This is a genomic window from Streptomyces sp. NPDC006283, from assembly GCF_040613325.1.
GTDB lineage: Bacteria > Actinomycetota > Actinomycetes > Streptomycetales > Streptomycetaceae > Streptomyces.
In genome coordinates, this window is the sequence record NZ_JBEXRZ010000005.1 from 1 (window position 1) to 19,209 (window position 19,209).

At 72.4% G+C, this 19,209-nt stretch carries 13 protein-coding genes and 1 tRNA gene; 5 read left to right on the plus strand and 9 right to left on the minus strand.

What is annotated here, in order from left to right; translation table 11 throughout:
* Positions 1 to 22: 22 nt before the first annotated feature.
* On the minus strand, positions 23 to 1,165 hold the full coding sequence (locus ABZ070_RS02090; protein ID WP_356628915.1) for a DUF2786 domain-containing protein: 1,143 nt from the start codon (positions 1,163 to 1,165) through the stop codon (positions 23 to 25).
* A 152-nt stretch (positions 1,166 to 1,317) separates the two neighbouring features.
* On the opposite strand from ABZ070_RS02090, the gene ABZ070_RS02095 reads away from it, so the two are divergent.
* Both ABZ070_RS02095 and ABZ070_RS02100 read left to right on the plus strand, forming a co-directional pair.
* Positions 1,318 to 2,043, plus strand: a complete 726-nt coding sequence (locus tag ABZ070_RS02095) for an ABC transporter ATP-binding protein (RefSeq protein WP_356628917.1) — start codon at positions 1,318 to 1,320, stop codon at positions 2,041 to 2,043.
* Entirely contained in the window at positions 2,037 to 4,190 is a 2,154-nt protein-coding gene (locus ABZ070_RS02100; protein ID WP_356628919.1) for an FtsX-like permease family protein, read from the plus strand. Before ABZ070_RS02095 ends, ABZ070_RS02100 begins: the two co-directional genes overlap by 7 nt.
* Before the next feature lie 86 nt (positions 4,191 to 4,276).
* On the opposite strand, the gene ABZ070_RS02105 is transcribed toward ABZ070_RS02100, so the two are convergent.
* Entirely contained in the window at positions 4,277 to 4,960 is a 684-nt protein-coding gene (locus tag ABZ070_RS02105; protein ID WP_356628921.1) for a lipoprotein, read from the minus strand.
* A gap of 97 nt (positions 4,961 to 5,057) precedes the next feature.
* On the opposite strand from ABZ070_RS02105, the gene ABZ070_RS02110 reads away from it, so the two are divergent.
* Together ABZ070_RS02110 and ABZ070_RS02115 are read left to right on the plus strand one after the other, a co-directional pair.
* Positions 5,058 to 5,618, plus strand: a complete 561-nt coding sequence (locus ABZ070_RS02110) for a sugar O-acetyltransferase (protein ID WP_356628923.1) — start codon at positions 5,058 to 5,060, stop codon at positions 5,616 to 5,618.
* Positions 5,619 to 5,845: 227 nt separating this feature from the next.
* On the plus strand, positions 5,846 to 7,531 hold the full coding sequence (locus ABZ070_RS02115) for a bifunctional 3'-5' exonuclease/DNA polymerase (RefSeq protein ID WP_356628925.1): 1,686 nt from the start codon (positions 5,846 to 5,848) through the stop codon (positions 7,529 to 7,531).
* 121 nt (positions 7,532 to 7,652) lie between these two features.
* Here the strand turns inward: ABZ070_RS02115 and ABZ070_RS02120 are convergent, their stop codons facing one another.
* The 3 genes from ABZ070_RS02120 to ABZ070_RS02130 form a co-directional block, all read right to left on the minus strand.
* On the minus strand, positions 7,653 to 8,879 hold the full coding sequence (locus ABZ070_RS02120; RefSeq protein ID WP_356628927.1) for a hypothetical protein: 1,227 nt from the start codon (positions 8,877 to 8,879) through the stop codon (positions 7,653 to 7,655).
* A gap of 156 nt (positions 8,880 to 9,035) precedes the next feature.
* On the minus strand, positions 9,036 to 9,545 hold the full coding sequence (locus ABZ070_RS02125; protein WP_356628929.1) for a SigE family RNA polymerase sigma factor: 510 nt from the start codon (positions 9,543 to 9,545) through the stop codon (positions 9,036 to 9,038).
* A gap of 139 nt (positions 9,546 to 9,684) precedes the next feature.
* Complete coding sequence (locus ABZ070_RS02130; protein WP_356628931.1) at positions 9,685 to 9,912, minus strand: hypothetical protein; 228 nt, start codon at positions 9,910 to 9,912, stop codon at positions 9,685 to 9,687.
* A 137-nt stretch (positions 9,913 to 10,049) separates the two neighbouring features.
* Between ABZ070_RS02130 and ABZ070_RS02135 the strand changes: the two genes are divergently transcribed.
* Positions 10,050 to 12,623 (plus strand): polysaccharide lyase family 8 super-sandwich domain-containing protein, encoded by a 2,574-nt coding sequence (locus ABZ070_RS02135; protein WP_356628933.1) that lies wholly within the window; start codon positions 10,050 to 10,052, stop codon positions 12,621 to 12,623.
* A gap of 49 nt (positions 12,624 to 12,672) precedes the next feature.
* Here the strand turns inward: ABZ070_RS02135 and ABZ070_RS02140 are convergent.
* The 4 genes from ABZ070_RS02140 to tmk all read right to left on the minus strand — a co-directional run bounded on the left by ABZ070_RS02140 (position 12,673) and on the right by tmk (position 19,165).
* Positions 12,673 to 12,749, minus strand: a tRNA-Thr gene (locus tag ABZ070_RS02140).
* 145 nt (positions 12,750 to 12,894) lie between these two features.
* Positions 12,895 to 14,442 carry an alpha/beta hydrolase gene (locus tag ABZ070_RS02145; RefSeq protein WP_356628935.1) on the minus strand — a complete coding sequence of 516 codons (1,548 nt, stop codon included), beginning with the start codon at positions 14,440 to 14,442 and terminating at the stop codon, positions 12,895 to 12,897.
* A gap of 181 nt (positions 14,443 to 14,623) precedes the next feature.
* Positions 14,624 to 15,829, minus strand: a complete 1,206-nt coding sequence (locus ABZ070_RS02150; RefSeq protein WP_356628937.1) for a DNA polymerase III subunit delta' — start codon at positions 15,827 to 15,829, stop codon at positions 14,624 to 14,626.
* A 222-nt stretch (positions 15,830 to 16,051) separates the two neighbouring features.
* Positions 16,052 to 19,165 (minus strand): dTMP kinase, encoded by a 3,114-nt coding sequence (tmk, locus tag ABZ070_RS02155; RefSeq protein WP_356628939.1) that lies wholly within the window; start codon positions 19,163 to 19,165, stop codon positions 16,052 to 16,054.
* Positions 19,166 to 19,209 lie beyond the last annotated feature (44 nt).

A 19,209-nucleotide genomic window follows, 5' to 3' on the forward strand; every position in this document is an offset into this window, starting at 1 on the left:
GCCACGATCGGGAAATCCGCCCCTACGATCTCCGTCTGCGGGCGAGGCCGCCCGGCGGACCACCCGGGCCGCGACGCTCGGCTCGGTCGGCCGCCGCCCGGCCGTCCTGCCAGCCGTCGGGGTCCGTCGCGCCCCGCACGCGCGTGGTCGTCGTCCGCGGGAACATCCGGTCGGTGTGCGACGTCACCGCCACGTCCCGTGAGGCCAGCACCGGGAGCAGGTCCGCCGTCACCACCTCGTCGGCGACCGCGGCGAGATGTTCGCCCAGTCGACTGGCGTACGCCGTCCAGAACGACTGCCGGAACGTCTTTGTCCGCTTGCGGCCGCCCGCGCGCTGCGCGGACTCCGCCTTGGCCAGCGCACCCGCCCCTTGGACGAGCAGCGAGGTGTAGAGCAGCTCGACCGACTCCAGGTCGCCCTCGAAGCCGACGACGGTCGAGAAGTCGAAGGAACCGTTCCACACGGCCCGGCAGCGGTTCGCACGGGCGACCGCGTCGAGGAGGACCGCCTTCGCCGTCTCGTACGGCGCGTCCACCCCGATCCGGCACGCCGAGGGGGCGTCCGGACTGTGCGTACGGGCCGCCAGCAGTGCGTCGTCGATGCTGTGGCGCGCCATCAGCTCCTGCGCCTTGGCGGTGAGCGCCTCGGCCTCCTCCGGGTAGCCGGTGGCCTCCGCCTTCGCCAGCAGCGCCCGGATACGGGTGAGCATGCGCGGCTCGTGAGGCGAGGCGGGCACCGATGCCAGGGCCGCGCCCGGGATCGGGCCGACCGGCTCGATCGCGGGGAGACGGGCCAGCAGACGGTACAGCTCCAGCAGGGCCGTGGCGTACGAGAAACGGTCCGCCCGGGGCGGCTGCGCATGGACCAGTTCGGCGAGCTGGGCCCGGAAACGAGGGGCCAGCCGCTGCCCGTAGCGCTCGGTCTCCGCCGTGATCAGACCGGCCGCCAACTGCTCGTGCACCTCTTCGAGATCGCGGCGGACCAGCCGTACGACGTCGGCCGGCTGCCAGCCGCGCTCCCAGGCGCGGCGCAGCAGTTCCTCGCCCCGCAGGCGCAGTTCTTCGTCGGCGGACGGGTCGGCGGCGAGCAGCGAAGCACCGGTGTCGAGCGCCTCGTCACCCTCCGCGTACAGCGCCGCTGCCAGCGCCTTCTCGACCGTGCTCATACCTCGGATGGTCCCATGGCCGCCCGCGGCGGTCCCAGGGGGTTCGGATGCTCCGACGCCGTCCTCGACCGGTCAGGGGTAGTGCCTGCCCTACCCCGGAAAGACCCTTCAGTGGTCGTGATCACGGCTGCCGGGAACGGAAGCCTTGAGCCATGACCACACCAGCCGTACGGCTCACCGCGCTCCACCGCGTCCACCGTGACGTCGCCGCCCTCGACGGCGTCGACCTCGACTTCTCCGCGGGCTCCTTCACCGCGGTCATGGGGCCCTCCGGTTCCGGCAAGTCCACTCTGCTCCAATGTGCGGCCGGGCTCGACCGGCCGACCTCCGGGGTCGTGGAGATCGACGGCATCGCGCTCGGCGCTCTGAACGAACGGCGGCTGACACTCCTGCGGCGGGACCGCATCGGCTTCGTGTTCCAGGCGTACAACCTCGTCCCGTCGCTGACCGCCGCGCAGAACGTCGGCCTGCCGCTGCGGCTGGCCGGCCGGCGGCCGTCACGCGCAGATGTGTGTGAAGCGCTCGCCCGGGTGGGTCTGCAGGGGCGGTCGGAGCACCGGCCCGGGCAACTGTCGGGCGGGCAGCAGCAGCGGGTCGCCCTCGCCCGAGCCCTGATCACCCGGCCGGCAGTGCTGTTCGCCGACGAGCCGACCGGAGCACTCGACACCGTCACCAGCCGCGAGGTGCTCGCGCTGCTGCGAGGCCTGGTGGACAGGGAGGGACAGACGATCGTGATGGTCACTCATGATCCGGTGGCCGCGTCCTTCGCGGACCGGGTCGTCTTCCTGGTCGACGGACGGGTCGGCGGCGAGCTCGCCGCGCCCGCGGCCGAGCAGGTCGCGGCGCGCCTCGCAGCTCTGGAGGCCGTCCCGTGCTGACCGTCGTCGTCGCCTCACTGCGGGCACGCTGGGCCATGTTCGCCGCGAGCTTCGTCGCGCTCGCGCTCGGCGTCGGGCTGCTCACGGCGATGGGTCTCGGCCTCGCCTCGACGTTCGACGCGCCGCAGCGACCGCCCGAGCGGTTCGCGTCGTCGCCGGTGGTCGTGATAGGGCAGGACAGACTGACCGTGGAGGTGCGGCGAGGACCCGGGACCACGGAGGTGTCGAAGCGACTGCCCCATCCACACCCTGTGGACACCGATCTCGTTCGGGAGCTGCGCCGGCTGGGCACCGTCGTGTCGGCCGGCGGCCCGGAAGCGGTCGGCGTGGACGCCCCCGCCGACGCGGTACGCCGGCTGGTGGGCGACAGGGCCCAGGTGCTCACCGGGGACGACCGGCGCCGCGCCGATCCGGATCCCGAACGCGACGCACAGGCACTCGTCGCGCTGAACGCGCTGCTCGGCACCGCCGGGGGCGTGTCCGCGTTCGTCTCCGTCTTCGTCGTCGCCTCGACGTTCGCCTTCGCGGTGGCACTGCGCCGACGCGAGTTCGGTCTGCTGCGCACGGCGGGTGCCACGCCCGGCCAGGTCCGACGGCTGCTGCTGGCCGAATCGCTGGTCGTCGGCGCGCTCGCCTCTGCGGCGGGTTGCGCGCTCGGCGGGCGGGGCGCGCCGATGCTCGCCGGAGCGCTGGTCGACGGGGAGGTGGCACCGGAGTGGTTCGCGATCCGGGAAGGTATCTCCTGGCCGTTCCATGTCGCCTTCTGGACAGGGCTTCTGGTGGCCCTCGCCGGCGTCTGGGCGGCCTCGCGCCGGGCGGGTCGTATCGGCCCGGCGGAGGCACTGCGCGAGGCGGACGTGGACACGGGGGTGCTGCCGCGCGGCAGACTGCTGACGGGCATCGTCCTCGCGGCGGCCGGCCTCGGGCTGCTGGTCTGGGGCCTGGCCACGGACCCGGCAGAACTGCTGAAGCGCAAGACGTACACGACCCGGCCGATGATCCTGATCACCGCCGTGGCACTGCTGGCCCCGCTCCTCGTGCGTCGCACGGCGAGACTGCTGCCGCTGCCGTGCGCCGCCGGGATGCTCGTACGGGAGAACACGGCCGCGTCCGTGCGCCGCACGGCGGCCGTCGCCGCCCCTGTACTGGTCACGGTCGCGCTCGCCGGGTCGCTGCTCGGCGCGGCGCAGTCGGTGAGCGGGTCGCGGGCGGCCGAGGCACGCGAACGGACGACAGCCCAACTGGTCGTCACCGGCGAACGGTTGCGGGTACCCGAACTGCGTGGCGCGACCGTCTCCCCGTCCGCGTCCACCGCCGTCTTCGTACGGGAGGAGGGCACCGCGCTCGTCGGGTTCGAGGCGCGCGCGGTCGGCGACCCGGCCGCGTTCGCGGAATTGGCGCGGCTGCCGGTCCGTGCGGGCGACCTGCGGGACCTCGACGACCGGTCGATCGTCGTCAGCGAGGAGTGGGAGCACCACAAGGTCGGCGCCATGATCGACGTGTGGCTGGGTGACGGCCGGCCGGCCAGGCTGCGCATCGCCGCCGTACTGGCGATCGGGGCCGGCGGCAACGGCGCGTTCATCACCGCCGCCAACGCGCCGACGGCCGCGGTGGACCGGATCGACGTACGGGAGTCGGGGGCCACGACCCCCGCCTCCCTCACCGCCCGGTCCGACCTCGCCGCCTTGTCCGACGCACTGCGGCGCACCACCGGCGGAACGGTCCGTGGCGTCGACGACTGGGCCGCAGCCACGCACCCCCGCACCAGCCCGCAGACCCGGCTCGGACTGCTCGTCGTCCTCGGGATCGCCCTCGTCTACACGGCGATCGCCCTCGCGGGAACCCTGCTGATGGCCACGTCCGCCCGGTCGGGCGAGCTCGCCTCACTGCGCCTCGCCGGAGCCACCCGCGCCCAAGTGCTCCGGGTGGTCGCGGGCGAGGCGGTGCTCGCGGTCACCGTCGGGGCGGTGCTCGGCGCGGCGGTCACGGCGGTGAACCTCGCAGGGCTGGGGGCGGCGCTCACCTCACTGTCGGCGCCCGTGACCATCACGGTTCCCTGGGGAACGACGGGGACGGCGCTCGGGGCGTGCGCCACGATCGCGGTGCTCGCCGCGTCGGCCAGTTTCCCGCGGGGGCGGAGCCGGTGAGGGCGGAGCCGGTGAGGGCGGAGCCGGTGTGGGCGGAGCCGGTGTGGGCGGAGCCGGTGTGGGCGTGCACGCCCCCGGCCCCACGCTCAGGAGCTGCGCAGTGACTTCCTGGCCAGTTCGTACGCCGGGAGCATCTGCTCGTGCTCCTCCGAGTCGAATCCGCCGAGGTCCACGATCACCACGCCCTTCGGCGTCGACACGGCGAAGGCACGCTCCTTCTTCGGCTCGTCGAGGAACTCGCTGGTGTTGAGGTACGTCACCTCGGTGGCGGTGAACTTCCCCGCCTTCGTCTCCTTGTACGCCTCGTCCTCGCGGTCCTTCGCCCCGTCGACGACGAACGCCTCCAGGGCCCGGCGGGCGTCGTCGCCCGCGTCGGCGCCGACCCACACCCGGAGGAAGCCGATGTTCCCGGCCGGCTTCGCGTCGATCTCGCACACGAGCGAAACGGGGCCCTGGTCGAAGAGCGTGGCGAATTCGTCGTCCTGGTCGTTCTCGACCGGGTCCGGCTTCCAGTCCGCCGCCAGATCGAAGGCGACCGGCATGGGGCACGGCGAGCCGGGACCGCCGACCGTGCCGGCCTTCGCCGCCTGCCCCCTGTCCTCCGCATCGGCGCGCGCTGCCGTCCCCGGCTTCGCACTCGTCGAACCGCCGGCGTCGACCCCCCGGTCCCCCTCCGACGAACAGCCGGTCACGGCAACCGTCGCGAGCGCCGCCGCAACCGCCCCGAGAGCCGCGCCACGCACGCGCCGCCCGAGCATCACACCTCGCACCGAACGATCCCCGCCCTGTTGTGAACTCGCCCCCGCCGTCGGGAGCGTAGAGAAGGATCGATCCTACGGAGAGCGAGCGCGAGGAAGGACCGAATACATGGGCGAGAACAAGGACAGGATGCTTGCCGGCGAGTGGTACCTGCCCGACGACGAGGAGTTGGCCGCCGACACCCACCGCCGCTTCGAGCTCTGCGCCGCCTACAACGCGAACGGCGGTGCCACACCCGTCGACCGGGCGACGATCCTCGGTGAACTTCTCGGCTCGCTCGGCAAAGACGTACGCATCCGGCCGCCGTTCCAGTGCGACTACGGCTACCACATCAGCATCGGGGACCGTACGTTCGTCAACTTCAACGCGGTCTTCCTCGACGCGGCGCCCATCACGGTCGGGGCCGACGTGCAGATCGGGCCGGGGGTCCAACTCCTCACCCCCACGCACGAGATGGACACCGAGCGCCGCCGGGCCGGCTGGGAGAGGGCGGCACCGATCACGATCGGTGACAACGTGTGGCTCGGCGGCGGCGTGATCGTCTGCCCCGGTGTCGACATCGGGACGAACACGGTCGTCGGGGCGGGCTCGGTGGTCACACGGGACCTGCCGCCCGGGGTGCTGGCCGTCGGCAACCCGGCCCGCGTCGTCCGAACCCTCTCCCCGTGACGGGCCCGGGCCCGCGCACAGAGCCGGCACCGGCCGCGCACGGAACGGCGCCGGCACCCACCGCGCACGGGACAGCCTCGGCACCGGTCGCGCGGGAAACGGCACCGGACCCGCTCCGCAGGTGAGCACCGGTCTCCCCGCCCGCACATGTCCGTGGCCCCGCCCCACACGTCCGGTGGCCCGGCTCCCGCCCGCGATTGTCGGACCCGGGTGCCACACTCGATCCCATGGGCGAACGGTGGGCTCTGGCGGCGGCTGAAGGGGGCGGAGCGCGACTCGTCCCCCTCGGCTCCGACGGCCTGCCCGCGGGGCCGGTGCTGGACGAGCCGGATCTGGTCGGGGCCGTGCGGTCCCGCCCGGAGGTCGGCCGGTGGGTGTGGCGGTCCACCGCCGAGATCTATCCAGGGCTGCTGGCGGCCGGCGTCCGGGTCGAGCGGTGCTACGACATCGAGGACGCCGAGCTTCTGCTGCTCGGGCACGAGGGACGGCTCGGCGAGCCTCGTTCCGCCGCGGCGGCGTGGGCGCGGCTGCACAACGCGCCGGTACCGCCCGACCCCCCGGCCCGCGCCGCCGAACCGGGCTCGCAGTCCTCCCTCTTCGAACCGCGACCGGTCGACGTGCCGCTGGAGGCGCTGCTGGAGGTCTACGCCGATCAGCAGCGAAGACACACCGCCGCCGAGCACCCGGGCCGGATGCGTCTGCTGACGGCCGCCGAGTCCGCCGGGATGCTGGTCGCCGCCGAGATGAACCGCGCGGGGCTTCCGTGGCGGGCCGACGTGCACCGTGAGGTACTGCACGAGCTGCTCGGAGAGCGGTACGCGGGCGGCGGTGAGCCTCGGCGGCTGGCCGAGCTCGCGGACGAGGTGTCGGCGGCCTTCGGCCGACGCGTACGGCCGGACCTGCCGGCGGACGTGGTGAAGGCGTTCACGCAGGCCGGGATCAAGGTGCGCTCGACGCGCCGCTGGGAGCTGGCCGGCATCGACCACCCGGCCGTGCAGCCGCTGATCGAGTACAAGAAGCTGTATCGCATCTGGACCGCGCACGGCTGGAGCTGGCTGCAGGACTGGGTACGGGACGGCCGGTTCCGCCCCGAGTACCTGCCCGGTGGCACCGTCTCCGGCCGCTGGACCACCAACGGCGGCGGGGCGCTGCAGATCCCGAAGGTGATCCGGCGCGCCGTCGTCGCGGACGAGGGGTGGCGGCTCGTCGTTGCCGACGCCGACCAGATGGAACCACGGGTGCTCGCCGCGATCTCGCGGGACCGAGGGCTGATGGAGGTCGCCGGACACGACGGCGACCTGTACACCGCCCTGTCCGACAAGGCCTTCTCCGGCGACCGCGACCACGCGAAGATCGCGCTGCTCGGCGCCGTCTACGGCCAGACCTCGGGCGACGGCCTGAAGAACCTGGCCGCTCTCCGACGCAGGTTCCCCCGTGCCGTGGCCTATGTGGACGACGCCGCGAAGGCCGGTGAGGAAGGCCGGCTCGTTCGGACCTGGCTCGGGCGCACCAGCCCGCGGGCGGTCGGCGCAGGCGAGGACGACGAGGCGGGCATCCCGCAGGATCCGCTCGAACAGTCTTCGGCGGAGGACGAGTTCGTCCCGGGCCATGCCTCGACGAACGCCAGGGCGCGGGGCCGCTTCACCCGGAACTTCGTGGTGCAGGGCAGTGCCGCGGACTGGGCCCTGCTGATGCTCGCGGCGCTACGCCGAGCGACCGCGGGGCTCCGCGCGCAGCTGGTGTTCTTCCAGCACGACGAGGTGATCGTGCACTGCCCCGCGGAGGAGGCCGCGGACGTGGCGGAGGCGATCCGCTCGGCCGGTGACCTGGCCGGGCGGATCGCCTTCGGGGACACACCGGTGCGGTTCCCGTTCACGATCGCGGTGGTGGAGCGCTACTCGGACGCGAAGTAGGGCGGGTACGCGTCGCGGCGGCTGATCGGAGCGTTCTTCCGGGCGCGCCGACGCCCCCACGGTGCTCGGAGAGGGCCGGCGCGGTCCAGGAGTGCTGCCTCTCACTGGGCGGCGGTGCGTCTCACTGGACGGCGGTGCGCCACTTCGCGTCGAGGACAACGGCCTTCATCTGCTCGATCGTCAGAACCGGCTCGGAACGGCCGGCGTCCTGCCCGTATCCCGGCGCGTTGAGCGCCGTCATCACGACCCGGAAACCGTCCGGGCGCAGCGTGTCCACCGTCCAGCCCACCACGCCCGCGCCGCCCTTCTGGTCGGGGTCGTTCTCCTTCTTCACCATGACCAGAGTGCCGTCCTGGAGGGTCGTGACATCGCCGGTGAAGACCTCCTGGGCGATGTCCTGCATGCCGGACTGGGCGTTGACCCCGAGCATGCTCCCGCCCTTGCCGTCGTCGGCGACGACGAAGCCGTACCCCGCGTCGCCCTGCTTCTCGACGATCTTCAGGCCCTTGGGAAGCAACGAGGCAAGGATCTCGTCCACCCGGGCGCCGCTCGGCGGGTCCGCGACGGGTTTCTCCTTGGGTGCCTCGCCCAGCGCCGCCCCGACCGCCGACCACGCCTCGGCCGTGACCAGGGTCTTCAACTGACCTGCGGTCAAAGGCGGGTTCGGCCGGCTGACCTGGGCGCCCTTCTGGGCGGGAGCGTTCCACTCATTCGCTTCGACCATGACACCGGCCGGCGTGATCAGAGTGGCCCGCCAGCTCTTTGTCTCCTCACGCCGGTCGGGGTACTCGTACCCCTGGAACAGCATGTACGTGGAGCCGTCGGCGAGCTTCTCGGACGTGCACGAATCGTGCTGCACAAGCGCCTGGGACGGACAGCTGACGGCCTCGTCGGCCGCGCGTCCGTCGGGGTCCACGGCGTTCAGGCCGATGCTGACGGCCGCCGCGCCCTTGCCGTCGTCGAACACGACCGAGGCATAGGGAGACCGCAGGCCCTTTGGGCCGTCGTGGATACCGCGGCCCTCCTCCTGGCCGACCTCGCCCTCGGGGAGCAGCTGCTTCAGCGTGTCGATCATCTTCCGGGCCGTCACCTCGCCCTCGGGGCCCAACGACTCCGGGGCCGTGGGCCTGGCCGCGACCGACGGGGCCTTGTCGTCCGTACCGCCCCCGTCCGAGCCGGACACGCCGGTCATGGACGCGCCGGTCACAGCGACCGCGGCCAGCGCCAGCACGCTGCCGGTGACGGCGACCGCCCGGCGCCGGGCCAGTCGGCGGCGGCCGCGCGCCAGGCCGCCGTCCACCAGCCCGGACCGGTCGGACGGCCGGAAAGTGTCTCCAGTGCTGCGCATCGCATCACCGAGCTCGTCCTCAAAAGGCATGGGAGACCACTCTCTCTGATCGAAACAGACGGAAAGAAGCTGTCGGACGAAGGGGCCCGGAGGCCCGGACGTGCGGGTGAGAGGCACGCCACCCCGAGGGCCGGCGGCCCGAGCGCGCCCCGGGGCTCAGCGAGCCGCGAACTCGACGAGGCTTCCGCCGAGTTGCTCACGGAGCTTCGCGAGCGCCCGGACCGCTCTGGTGCGTACGGCGGCCGAGCTGACGTTCATGGCGTCGGCGGTCTCCTCGATGCTGCGGTCCTCCCAGTACCGCAGCACCACCACCGCCCGGTCCTTCGGCGAGAGCCGGCCGAGCGCTCCCAGGAGCGCGAGGCGCAGCTCGGGGTCGTCGCCGGAGAGCAAGGCCGAGTCGGGAAGTTCACCGAAGGGACGTTCCGAAGCGGAGCGCCGGCGCTTGTGGGTGAGGAACGAGCGGACGAGCACGGTCTGGGCGTAGCCCGCCGGATTGTCGATCCGGGCGAGGCGGCCCCACAGCACATACATCCGACCGAGCGTCTCCTGCACGAGATCCTCCGCGAGGTGGGTGTCCCCGCTGGTCAGGAGGCACGCCGAACGGTAGAGGTGGGTGGCGCGACTCGCCGCGAACTCCCTGTACTCCTCCGCCCGGGACGCTCTCATGCCCGTTCTCGCTCTCCCCCGTTGTGTGCCCTCGACCCCTTCACCTCATTGACGCGCCGACGACCCCGCAATGTTTCAACCGTCTTCCAGCTGCCGTCCGGCCGGGCAGCCACTCCGGCCACCGGTCACCGGCAACCTGTCACGGCAGCAGCTCCAGCGGCTGGTACTGGTGCGGCCGGCCGCCCGCCCACTCCACCAGGGTCGGATCCGCCAGGAGGTCCTCGTTGCCGCTGATTCCCGCCTGTGCCACCAGCTCCAGCACATCCTGGTCGGAGTGCGCGAGCCCCATGATCCGCCCCCGCACGGTGACGCGCCGGCCGCCCGAGGCGGAGATCCGGTGGACGACGATCGGCGGGTTCCCGGCCATGCCTCCAGCGTGCGCCGCCGGCCGTGCCGACGGCTACCCGGACGACACGGCTGCCTGCCACGCGCCCGTTGACATCGCGGAGACACCGTTGCTTGTCTGGCGGCAAGCGCTTTCCGGCCGAACCTTGGAGCGTTCAGGTGGACCTCTCGCGTCGTTCCGTGCTGTCCATGATTCCCGCCGCAACGCTGCTTGCTGTGGCAGAGCCCTTGCGAGCCCGGGCAACACCCCGGTCAGATCCGGCCGCCGCCGGTGACTCGACGGCGGCGGGCGCCGTCGCCGATCACGCCGTACTGATCGGCAACACCGTCGCGATCTTCGCGGGCACCGCCGAGTCCAATGCCCGTCCCGAGGTCCGCGCGAAACTCGCGTCGATCGCGGCGGCGGCGCGGGCCCACCTCACGGCGATGGACGGCGCCGGACCGGGCGAGCTCTTCAAGGGCGTTCCGCTCGGCACGAGCGACCCGAACCTGAGCAAGTCGTTCCAGAACCTCTACGAGATCGCCCTCGCCACCCGCACTCCCGGTCCTACGGCGTCGGACCTCCGCGACGACGTCACCGTCCAGCGCCGGGTCATCGACGCTCTGGTCCGCCTCCACGACGACTACTACGGCGACCAGTCGAAGGGGTACTACGGCAACTGGTTCCACTGGGAGATCGGCATCTCCACCCACGTCAGCAGGATCCTCGCCCTGCTCAGGGACGCCCTCGCCGCGTACCGGCCCGAACTCCCCGCCACCTACGTCGCCTCGATGGACGCCTACCTCCGCAGCGGCAAGGACGGCGACGTCGACCTCGACTCGCGCTTCCACACCGGCGCCAACCTCGCCGACATCACGACGAACCGCATCCTCCAAGGCGCCGTCCTCGGCGATGACTCCCGCGTCACCAAGGCCGTTGCCGACCAGCTGACCGTCTTCGCGACGATCGACCCGTATGACCTCCGGCACGGCGTCACCGACGGTTTCTACGCCGACGGTTCGTTCATTCAGCATTCCTCCGTGGCCTACACCGGCTCCTACGGCAAGGGCCTGCTCACCCGTGTCGTCCAGACCGTCAAGATCCTCGACGGCACGGCCTACGTCCCCGGGGAGGACCTCGTCGGTGTCGTACAGGGCTGGCTGGTCGGCGGTTTCGCGCCGCTGATCTTCGAAGGCTGGATGATGGAGATCGTCAAGGGCCGGAGCGTGTCCCGGACGACGACCGGATACGCCGATGTCGCAGCCGTGGTCGAAGCCGTCGTCGACCTCTCCGGCCACGGGACCGGTACGGACGCCGAAGCGCTCGAAAGTTACGTCAAGTACGTGCAGCAGACGTCCAGGACGGCGATCGACCCGGCGCGCTTCGTCTCCCCCGTCAGCGTCGCCCGCCACGCCGAGATCCTCGCCTCGACCGCCCCGCCGAGGGACCTTGCCGCCGCCGAGTGCACCGTCGCCTTCAACGCCATGGACAAGACCGTCCACCGGCGCCCTGGTTACGCCTTCGCCCTGGCCCGCAGCTCGCAGCGCATCAGCAAGTACGAGTACATGAGCGGCGAGAACCTGATGCCCTGGTTCCAGGGCGACGGCGCCCACTATCTGTATCTCTCCGGCGAGGACCAGAGCCAGGCGTTCGGTGTCGACTATTTCACCGTCGTGCCGCCCCACCGCCTCGCCGGCGTCACCGCCCCCACGGAGGAGCGCCGCAGCGTCCCCGAGCTCTACGGCACGCTCTGGTATGACAACCCGGAGCGCGGCTTCACCTCGTCCTCCGAGTCGCAGAACACCTACGTCTACTTCCCCCGCGGCACCAACTCCCTCTCGGGCGGCGCCGTTCTCGGCTCCTACGGTGCGGTGGGGCTGGTCCTCGGCGACGACGTCGCCTACGCCGCGAAGCAGGCCGGCACCCTCCCGGACGACTTCGTCGCCTACCAAGGCGCCCGTGGCACGAAGTCGTGGTTCCTGCTGGACGACGAGATCGTCGTGCTCGCAGCGGGAGTCGGCGACCCGGCGGGCCGGGCGGTGACCAGCACGATCGACGCGCGTATCGCCGACGCGTCGGAGGCCGTCACCCTCACCGGCCAACTCAGCGACGGCACCCCCTGGTCCGGCACCGGCACCGCCCCGCTGGCCTGGCTCCGCTACGCCAGCGCCGACCGGAAGACCGCCGTCGGCTACGTCTTCCTCTCCGGCCGGCAGCCCACCGTCGCCCTGGACACCGTCACCCGCAGCCGACGCGTCGTGCGTCTGTCCAACCCGGACACCCCGGTGACCAAACAGCTCTTCACCCTCTCGCGCGACCAGGCACCCGCCGAACCCCTGACCTCGATGGCCCACGCCCTCGTCCCGAACGCCTCGGAGCACCGCCTCCGGTCCTACGCCCGGGGCCCGCTGTCCGTCCTGGTCAACACGCCACGTGTCCAGGCCGTCAAACACTCGCGCCTCGGCATCGTCGCAGCCAACACGTTCGCACCCGGCACTCACCACGCCGAGCGCCTCTCGATCGACGGCGCGGCCTCCGTGATCCTGCGCAGGTCCCGGGGCAGCACCGTGTCCATCGCCGTGTCCGACCCGACGATGGAACGCCCCACCGTCTCGGTCACGCTCCACGGCCGAACCCTGAAACCCCTCTCGACGGACGACGGCGTCCACATCCGCCACGTCCCCGGCGGCACCCGCATCGACGTCACGACCCACCAGGCGTACGGGCGGAGCTTCACGGTCACGCTGCGCTGACGCCCACATGAGAAAAGCCGGGTCGGACAGAGTCCGACCCGGCTTTTGGTGGAGCCGCCTTCGGGATTCGAACCCGAGACCTACGCATTACGAGTGCGTTGCTCTGGCCAACTGAGCTAAGGCGGCAAGCTGCGGATACACGCGTCCTCGCGAGACACGCTCTCATCAGCAGCGGCGCCAAGTCTACAGGGTTCTTGAGGGTGCCTCGAACCACCTCTCGAGGCACCCTCCCGGCGCCCCCTCTCGAGGAGTGGCGACGCCGGCCCGGCAGTCAGCAGCGCTTGCCGTCCTCGGGGGCCTTGCCCTCCAGGAGGTAGGTGTTGATCGCCGTGTCGATGCAGTCGCTGCCCCGGCCGTACGCGGTGTGGCCGTCGCCGTCGTGCGTCAGCAGCCTGCCCGACGACAGCTGGTCCGCCAGGCTCTGCGCCCACTTGTACGGGGTCGCCGGGTCACGGGTGGTGCCGACGACCACGATCGGGGCCGCGCCCTTCGCCTCGATGCGGTGTGCCTTGCCGGTGGGCGGGGTGGGCCAGGGGGAGCAGTTCATGGCGGCCCAGGCGAAGCTGCGGCCGAAGACCGGGGACGCCTTCTCGAAGTCGGCGACGCCGGTGCGCACGTCGGTGGGGGAGGTGAAGGCAGGTGGGAGGTCGAGGCAGTTCACGGCCGCGTTGGCGAACATCAGGTTGGAGTACGAGCCGTCCGTCTCGCGCTCGTAGTAGCTGTCGGCCATGGCCAGGAGCGCGGCGCCGTCGCCGTTCTGCGCGGCGGCCAGGGCCGAGCGCAGCTGGGACCACGCGCCGTCGTCGTACATCGCGGCGATCACACCCGTCGTGGCCAACGACTCACCGAGCCGGCGGTCCTCTCCGGTCGGCACGGGCGACGCGTCGAGCTTCGCGAAGAGGTCCTTGAGACGGGCGGCCGCGTCGGCGACCGACTCCTGGCCGAGGGGGCAGTCCGCCCGCTTGATGCAGTCCGCGGCGAAGGACTTGAACGCGGTCTCGAAGCCGGCCGTCTGGTCACGGTTGAGCTCGCGGGCCGGGAGAGCCGGATCCATCGCTCCGTCGAGTACGAGGCGCCCGACCCGCTCGGGGAACAGCTCGGCGTAGGTCGCGCCGAGGAAAGTGCCGTACGAGGCCCCGATGTACGTCAGCTTCTCGTCACCCAGGACCGCCCGCAGGACGTCCATGTCACGGGCGGCCTCGGTGGTCGAGACATGGGGCAGGACCTTGCCGGAGCGCTTCTGGCAGCCGGCGGCGAAGTCCTTGAAGGCCTTCTCCAGCGCGGCCGCCTCCGCGGCGTCGTCGGGGGTCTGGTCGACCTGGGTGTAGGCGTCCATCTCGGGGCCGGTCAGGCACTCGACCGGTTCGCTGCGGGCGACGCCGCGGGGGTCGACGGCGACCACGTCGTACTGGGCGCGGACCGGGGCGGGATAGCCGATGCCCGCGTACCCCTGGAGGTAGCCGATGGCGGAGCCGCCGGGACCGCCCGGGTTCAGGAGCAGGGAGCCGAGACGCTTGCCCGGGCCGGTGGCCTTCACGCGGGCGACAGCGAGCTTGATCGATTCGCCGTCCGGCTTCGCGTAGTCCAGCGGCGCCTTCATGGTGGCGCACTCAAAGCCGGGCACGCCGCATGCCCGCCAGTTCAGCTTCTGTTCGTAGTACGGCTCGAGGGCAGCGGTGGGAACAGGTCCGCCGGCAGCCCCCGCGGTGTCGGAAGCAGACCCACCGGGCGACGGGCTTCCGCCGCTGCAGCCGGAGAGGAGCAGGCCGGCAGCAGCCAGCGGGATGGCGAAGGTGCGGAGCAGGCGCCTGGTGTCCATGCAACGGAGCGTAACGGCAGCGGGCCACCGATGCCGGTAGCCGCTCGTCCGGGTGAGCCGGTCATCCGATCGTGACCGCCCTCGCGCCGTATGAGTCAACCGGACAGCCCGATCGTGGCCGCCCTCGCGCCGTATGCGTCAGCCGGGCAGCCCGATCATGGCCGCCCTCGCGCCGGATGCGTCAGCCTGCCCGGAGTGCGACCGTCATCGCCTCGACCGCCAGCAGCGGCGCGACGTTGCGCTCCAGGGCCTCCCGGCAGGCGACGACCGCCTCTATGCGACGCAGCGTGGCCTCCGGCGTGGAGCTGCGGGCGATGCGGTCCAGCGAATCCCGTACGTCGTCGTTGGCGAGCGCGACCCGCGATCCCATCTGCAGCGCCAGCACGTCCCGGTAGAAGGCGGTCAGGTCGGTGAGGGCCAGGTCCAGGCTGTCGCGCTGCGTCCTGGTCTTGCGGCGCTTCTGCCTGTCCTCCAGTTCCTTCATCGCGCCGGCCGTCCCCCGCGGCATCCGGCCGCCCGGGGCTGCGCCGAGAGCCGCCTTGAGGTCGTCGGTCTCCTTGACGTCCACGTCGTCGGAGACCTGCTTGGCGTCCTCGGCGGCCGCGTCGACCAGCTCCTGGGCAGCTTTGAGGCAGCCGCCGATGTCCTCCACGCGCAAGGGCAGCTTGAGGACGGCGGTTCGTCGGGCCCGGGCCCGCTCGTCGGTGGCGAGCCGACGCGCACGGCCGATGTGGCCCTGTGTCGCGCGGGCGACGGACGTCGCGAGGTCCGGCTCGATGCCGTCCCTCCTGATCAGCACGTCGGCCACGGCGGCGGCCGGAGGAGTGCGGAGGGTCAGGTGGCGGCAGCGGGACCGGATGGTGGGCAGCACGTCCTCGATGGACGGCGCGCACAGGAGCCAGACGGTACGGGGAGCCGGTTCCTCGACGGCCTTCAGGACGGCGTTGGCCGACTTCTCGTTCAGTCGCTCGGCGTCCTCGACGAGAATCACCTGCCAGCGCCCGTTCGCCGGCGAGGTGAAGGACTTCCGGACGGTGTCACGCATGTCGTCGACGAGGATCTGCGTGCCCACGGCGGCGATCGAGCTCACGTCGGCGTGCGTGCCGATCAACGCTGTGTGGCAGCCGTCGCAGAAACCGCACCCGGGCACGCCGCCCAGGGCCCGGTCCGGGCTGGTGCACTGCAGGGCCGCCGCGAAGGCACGCGCGGCGGTGACCGTGCCGGATCCCGGAGGCCCCGTGAACAGCCACGCGTGCGTCATCTTCGACGCGACCGGAACGGGCTCCCCCTGTGCATGGGCGGTGACATGCGCGTCGGCGTCACGAGCGGCGGCGGCCAGCTGCTCCTGCACACGCTCCTGGCCGACCAGGTCGTCCCACACGGCCATGTGCCGTCACCGCCCTTTCGTGCTGCGGTCTCCCATTGTGGGGGAGGCCACCGACAGCGCGGCCCGCGTCGGCCTTCCCCGGTGCTTCCCCGGAGCCGCGCCTGAGCCCGACGGGCCCGGCACGGCAGGGCCCGCAAAGCCGCTGCCGAGTGACCGGACCGGGCGCACCGTGCCGGCCGTCACCGACGACCGGCACGCCGGGAACCCGCGCCGCCCCGAGTGTCAGCCGCGCCGGCCGTCGCCCCGCTCGTCGTCCTCGTGCGGGCCGAGGAGCTCGTCCGCCAGGGTCGGCAGGTCGTCGAGCGGCGTCTCCTCCGCCCAGTCGGAGCGACGGCGACGACGGTCCGAAGCAGGGTCGACCTGCGGGAGTTCCGCCGTACGCTCGGTGCGGCTCTCGCCCGTCCCGCGCCGCTCGTGACGCGGCTCCTCCCGCTCGTCCCGCTCGTCGCGGAAGATCCCCCGCGGCACCCGGTCCGCCGGGGCGGACCCCGCGTCCCGTACCGGAGGCAGGACCGCCGTCTCGTCCGCCGCACGGGCGCCCTGCACCGGCGGCAGCATGGTGGTCTCGGCCTCGTCCGGGACCTTCGGGAGCACGCTCGTGGCGTCGTGCGACCCGCCCGGCATCGGGACTTCCTGCGTGATGTCGTCCGGCTTCACGACCGGGGTCGGCACCGTGATCTCGGAGGCGGAAGCCGCCGACGCGGCGGCAGCGGACGCCGCGGCCGTCTCCGCCGCAGCCCGGCGGGCCTCCTCGGCGCGCAGCAGTGCCTCTTCGGCCTTGCGCTGCTTCTCCAGGCGGCGTTCCTCCGCCTCGGCGCGCAGCCGGGCCTCTTCCTCTGCCTGCTTGCGGAGTCGTTCCTGCTCCGCCTGACGCGCCTTCTCCTCGGCCTCGCGGCGCAGCCGCTCCTCCTCGGCCCGTCGGCGTGCCTCCTCGGCGCGCTGCCTGGCCTCCTCGGCCTGCCGCTCGGCCTCGCGCTGCCACGCCTCCTCCAGCTCGCGGCGCTTGCGCTCCTCCTCCTCGGCGCGGAGCCTGGCAAGCTGCTCCTGGCGCTCGCGCTCGAGGCGCTCCTCTTCGGCCTTGCGCGCGGCTTCTTCCTCGGCCTTGCGGCGGGCTTCCTCCTCGGCCGCCTTGCGCGCCTCCTCCTGGGCCTTGATCTCGGCTTCGGACAGGGGCAGCAGCTGGTCCAGCCGGTGCCGTACGACGGTGGCGACCGACTCGGGCTCCTGGCCGGCGTCCACGACCAGGTAGCGGCCCGGGTCGGCAGCCGCCAGCGTCAGGAAGCCGGAGCGCACTCGCTGGTGGAACTCCACGGGCTCCGACTCCAGACGGTCCGGGGCCTCCGTGAAGCGTTCCCGCGCGGTCTCGGGCGAGACGTCGAGGAGCACGGTCAGGTTCGGTACAAGACCGCCCGTCGCCCACCGGGAGATCCTGGCGATCTCGGTCGGCGACAGGTCGCGGCCGGCGCCTTGGTAGGCCACGGACGAGTCGATGTAGCGGTCGGAGATGACGATGGCGCCGCGTTCGAGCGCCGGGCGGATCAGCGAGTCGACGTGCTCCGCGCGGTCCGCCGCGTACAGCAGCGCCTCCGCACGGTTGGACAGTCCGGCGCTCGACACGTCGAGCAGGATCGAGCGCAGTCGCTTGCCGACCGGTGTGGCACCGGGCTCGCGGGTGACGACCACTTCGTGCCCCTTGGCACGGATCCACGCGGCGAGGGCCTCGACCTGGGTGGACTTGCCGGCGCCGTCGCCGCCCTCGATGGCGATGAAGAAGCCGTTCGCGGCCGGGGTCTGCGCCGGATCGGCTCCGCCGCGCAGGGCGTCGCCGAGGTCACGCCGCAGCGGTACACCGGACCGGTCGTCCGTCTTGGCGAGGACGATCGCGGCGACCGGCAGCAGCAGCGCCCCGACGAGCATCAGTGTGAACGCCGCACCGCCGTGCGCGAAGACGAAGTCGCCGCTGGCGAGCCGGTGCGGCCCGATCGCGGCGGCGAGGAGCGGGGCGGCGACCGCGGCCAGCGCGATCGATACGCGGACGACCGCCTGGAGGTGCGAGGTGATCCGGGGCCGCCGGAAGTCCTCGGCCTCCTGGTCGATGAGGGCGTGGCCGGTGTTCGCGGCGACACCCGCCGCGAGACCGGCTACGGCCGCGATGAACAGCACGGTGGCCGTGTCCGGCACGAGGCCCATCGCGAGCAGCGCGACCCCTGTGACGGCCAGCGCGAGGACGAGCAGACGGCGGCGGGACAGCGAGGGCAGCACGGCTCCGGCTCCGCGGATGCCGACGCCCGTGCCGCCGATGAGCGCGAGGATCAGCAGGGCGAAGGCCGCGGGTCCGGCGTTCAGGTCGACGGCGTGCAGCACGGCGACGGCCGCAGCGGAGGCGATGGCGCCGGTGACCGCCGCGCAGGCGATGACGAAGAGCGGTATGGCGCCGGTGCGGCCCTTGTCCAGGCCGTTCCCGGCGGACGGCCTGCGCAGGCCCTCGAGCGGCGAACGCGGCCTGGGCGTCTGTGAGCCGGGCAGTTCCACGAAGTACAGGGTCGAGACGGACGCGGCGAACAGACCTGCCGCGAGGTAGGACCCGAGGGCCGCCTGGTGCAGCGAGAACCACTCGATGCCGGAGCCCAGCAGGTTGCCGACGAGTGTGCTGACGAGCAGCACGGCGGCCGCGGCCGGAATCACGGCGAAGCCGGTACGCAGCCACAGCCTGCGCAGCGCGTCGAGATGATCGGGAAGCGGCCGCACCGCCGCGCCCTCCAGCGGCGGGGCGGGCAGCAGGGCCGGTGCCGCACCCTCGCGGGCGACGGTCCAGAAACGCTCGGCGACGCCGGTCAAGAAGACGGTGACGAGCAGCATCGCGAGCGCGTTGTCGGGCGTCCAGTCGATCCACAGGGGTGCGACGACAAGAAGTGCCAGGCGCACCCCGTCGGCACCGATCATGGTCCAGCGCCGGTCGAACGGGCCGTTCGGCGCCGTGAGCGACGTCATCGGACCGAGGAGCACGGCCCCGAAGAGCAGGGTGGCCAGGACGCGGGCGCCGAACACGGCGGCGACCGCGAAGGCCGCCCCGCGGTATCCGCTCCCCAACGAACCCGACTCCACCGCCGCCTGCAACGACAGCAGCAGAAGCACGAGAACGGCGAGCGCGTCGCCGATGCCGCCGATCACCTGTGCGTTCCACAGCCGCCGGAGCGGTGGGTGGCGCAGCAGGGAGCGCACGGCCCGCTCACGTGAGTCCGCGGCAAGTGCGTCGGAATCCGATGCGTCTGAGGCAGTCTCTGAAGCGGTGCTCATGACCGCCTGCTGCTCGGCTGGCTGCTCGGCTCGCGTCATTCGGCCAGCCTATCCGGAGCGGAGTGCTCCCCGGAGGGGTGTCC

Excerpts from the sequence above, each read along its gene's own strand:
- ABZ070_RS02130 (WP_356628931.1), bottom strand. The coding sequence starts at position 9,912 with ATGGCCGGGAACCCGCCGATCGTCGTCCACCGGATCTCCGCCTCGGGC.
- ABZ070_RS02125 (WP_356628929.1), bottom strand. The coding sequence starts at position 9,545 with ATGAGAGCGTCCCGGGCGGAGGAGTACAGGGAGTTCGCGGCGAGTCGC.
- ABZ070_RS02090 (WP_356628915.1), bottom strand. The coding sequence starts at position 1,165 with ATGAGCACGGTCGAGAAGGCGCTGGCAGCGGCGCTGTACGCGGAGGGT.
- ABZ070_RS02120 (WP_356628927.1), bottom strand. The coding sequence starts at position 8,879 with ATGCGCAGCACTGGAGACACTTTCCGGCCGTCCGACCGGTCCGGGCTG.
- ABZ070_RS02115 (WP_356628925.1), top strand. The coding sequence starts at position 5,846 with ATGGGCGAACGGTGGGCTCTGGCGGCGGCTGAAGGGGGCGGAGCGCGA.
- ABZ070_RS02110 (WP_356628923.1), top strand. The coding sequence starts at position 5,058 with ATGGGCGAGAACAAGGACAGGATGCTTGCCGGCGAGTGGTACCTGCCC.
- ABZ070_RS02145 (WP_356628935.1), bottom strand. The coding sequence starts at position 14,442 with ATGGACACCAGGCGCCTGCTCCGCACCTTCGCCATCCCGCTGGCTGCT.
- tmk (WP_356628939.1), bottom strand. The coding sequence starts at position 19,165 with ATGACGCGAGCCGAGCAGCCAGCCGAGCAGCAGGCGGTCATGAGCACC.
- ABZ070_RS02150 (WP_356628937.1), bottom strand. The coding sequence starts at position 15,829 with ATGGCCGTGTGGGACGACCTGGTCGGCCAGGAGCGTGTGCAGGAGCAG.
- ABZ070_RS02095 (WP_356628917.1), top strand. The coding sequence starts at position 1,318 with ATGACCACACCAGCCGTACGGCTCACCGCGCTCCACCGCGTCCACCGT.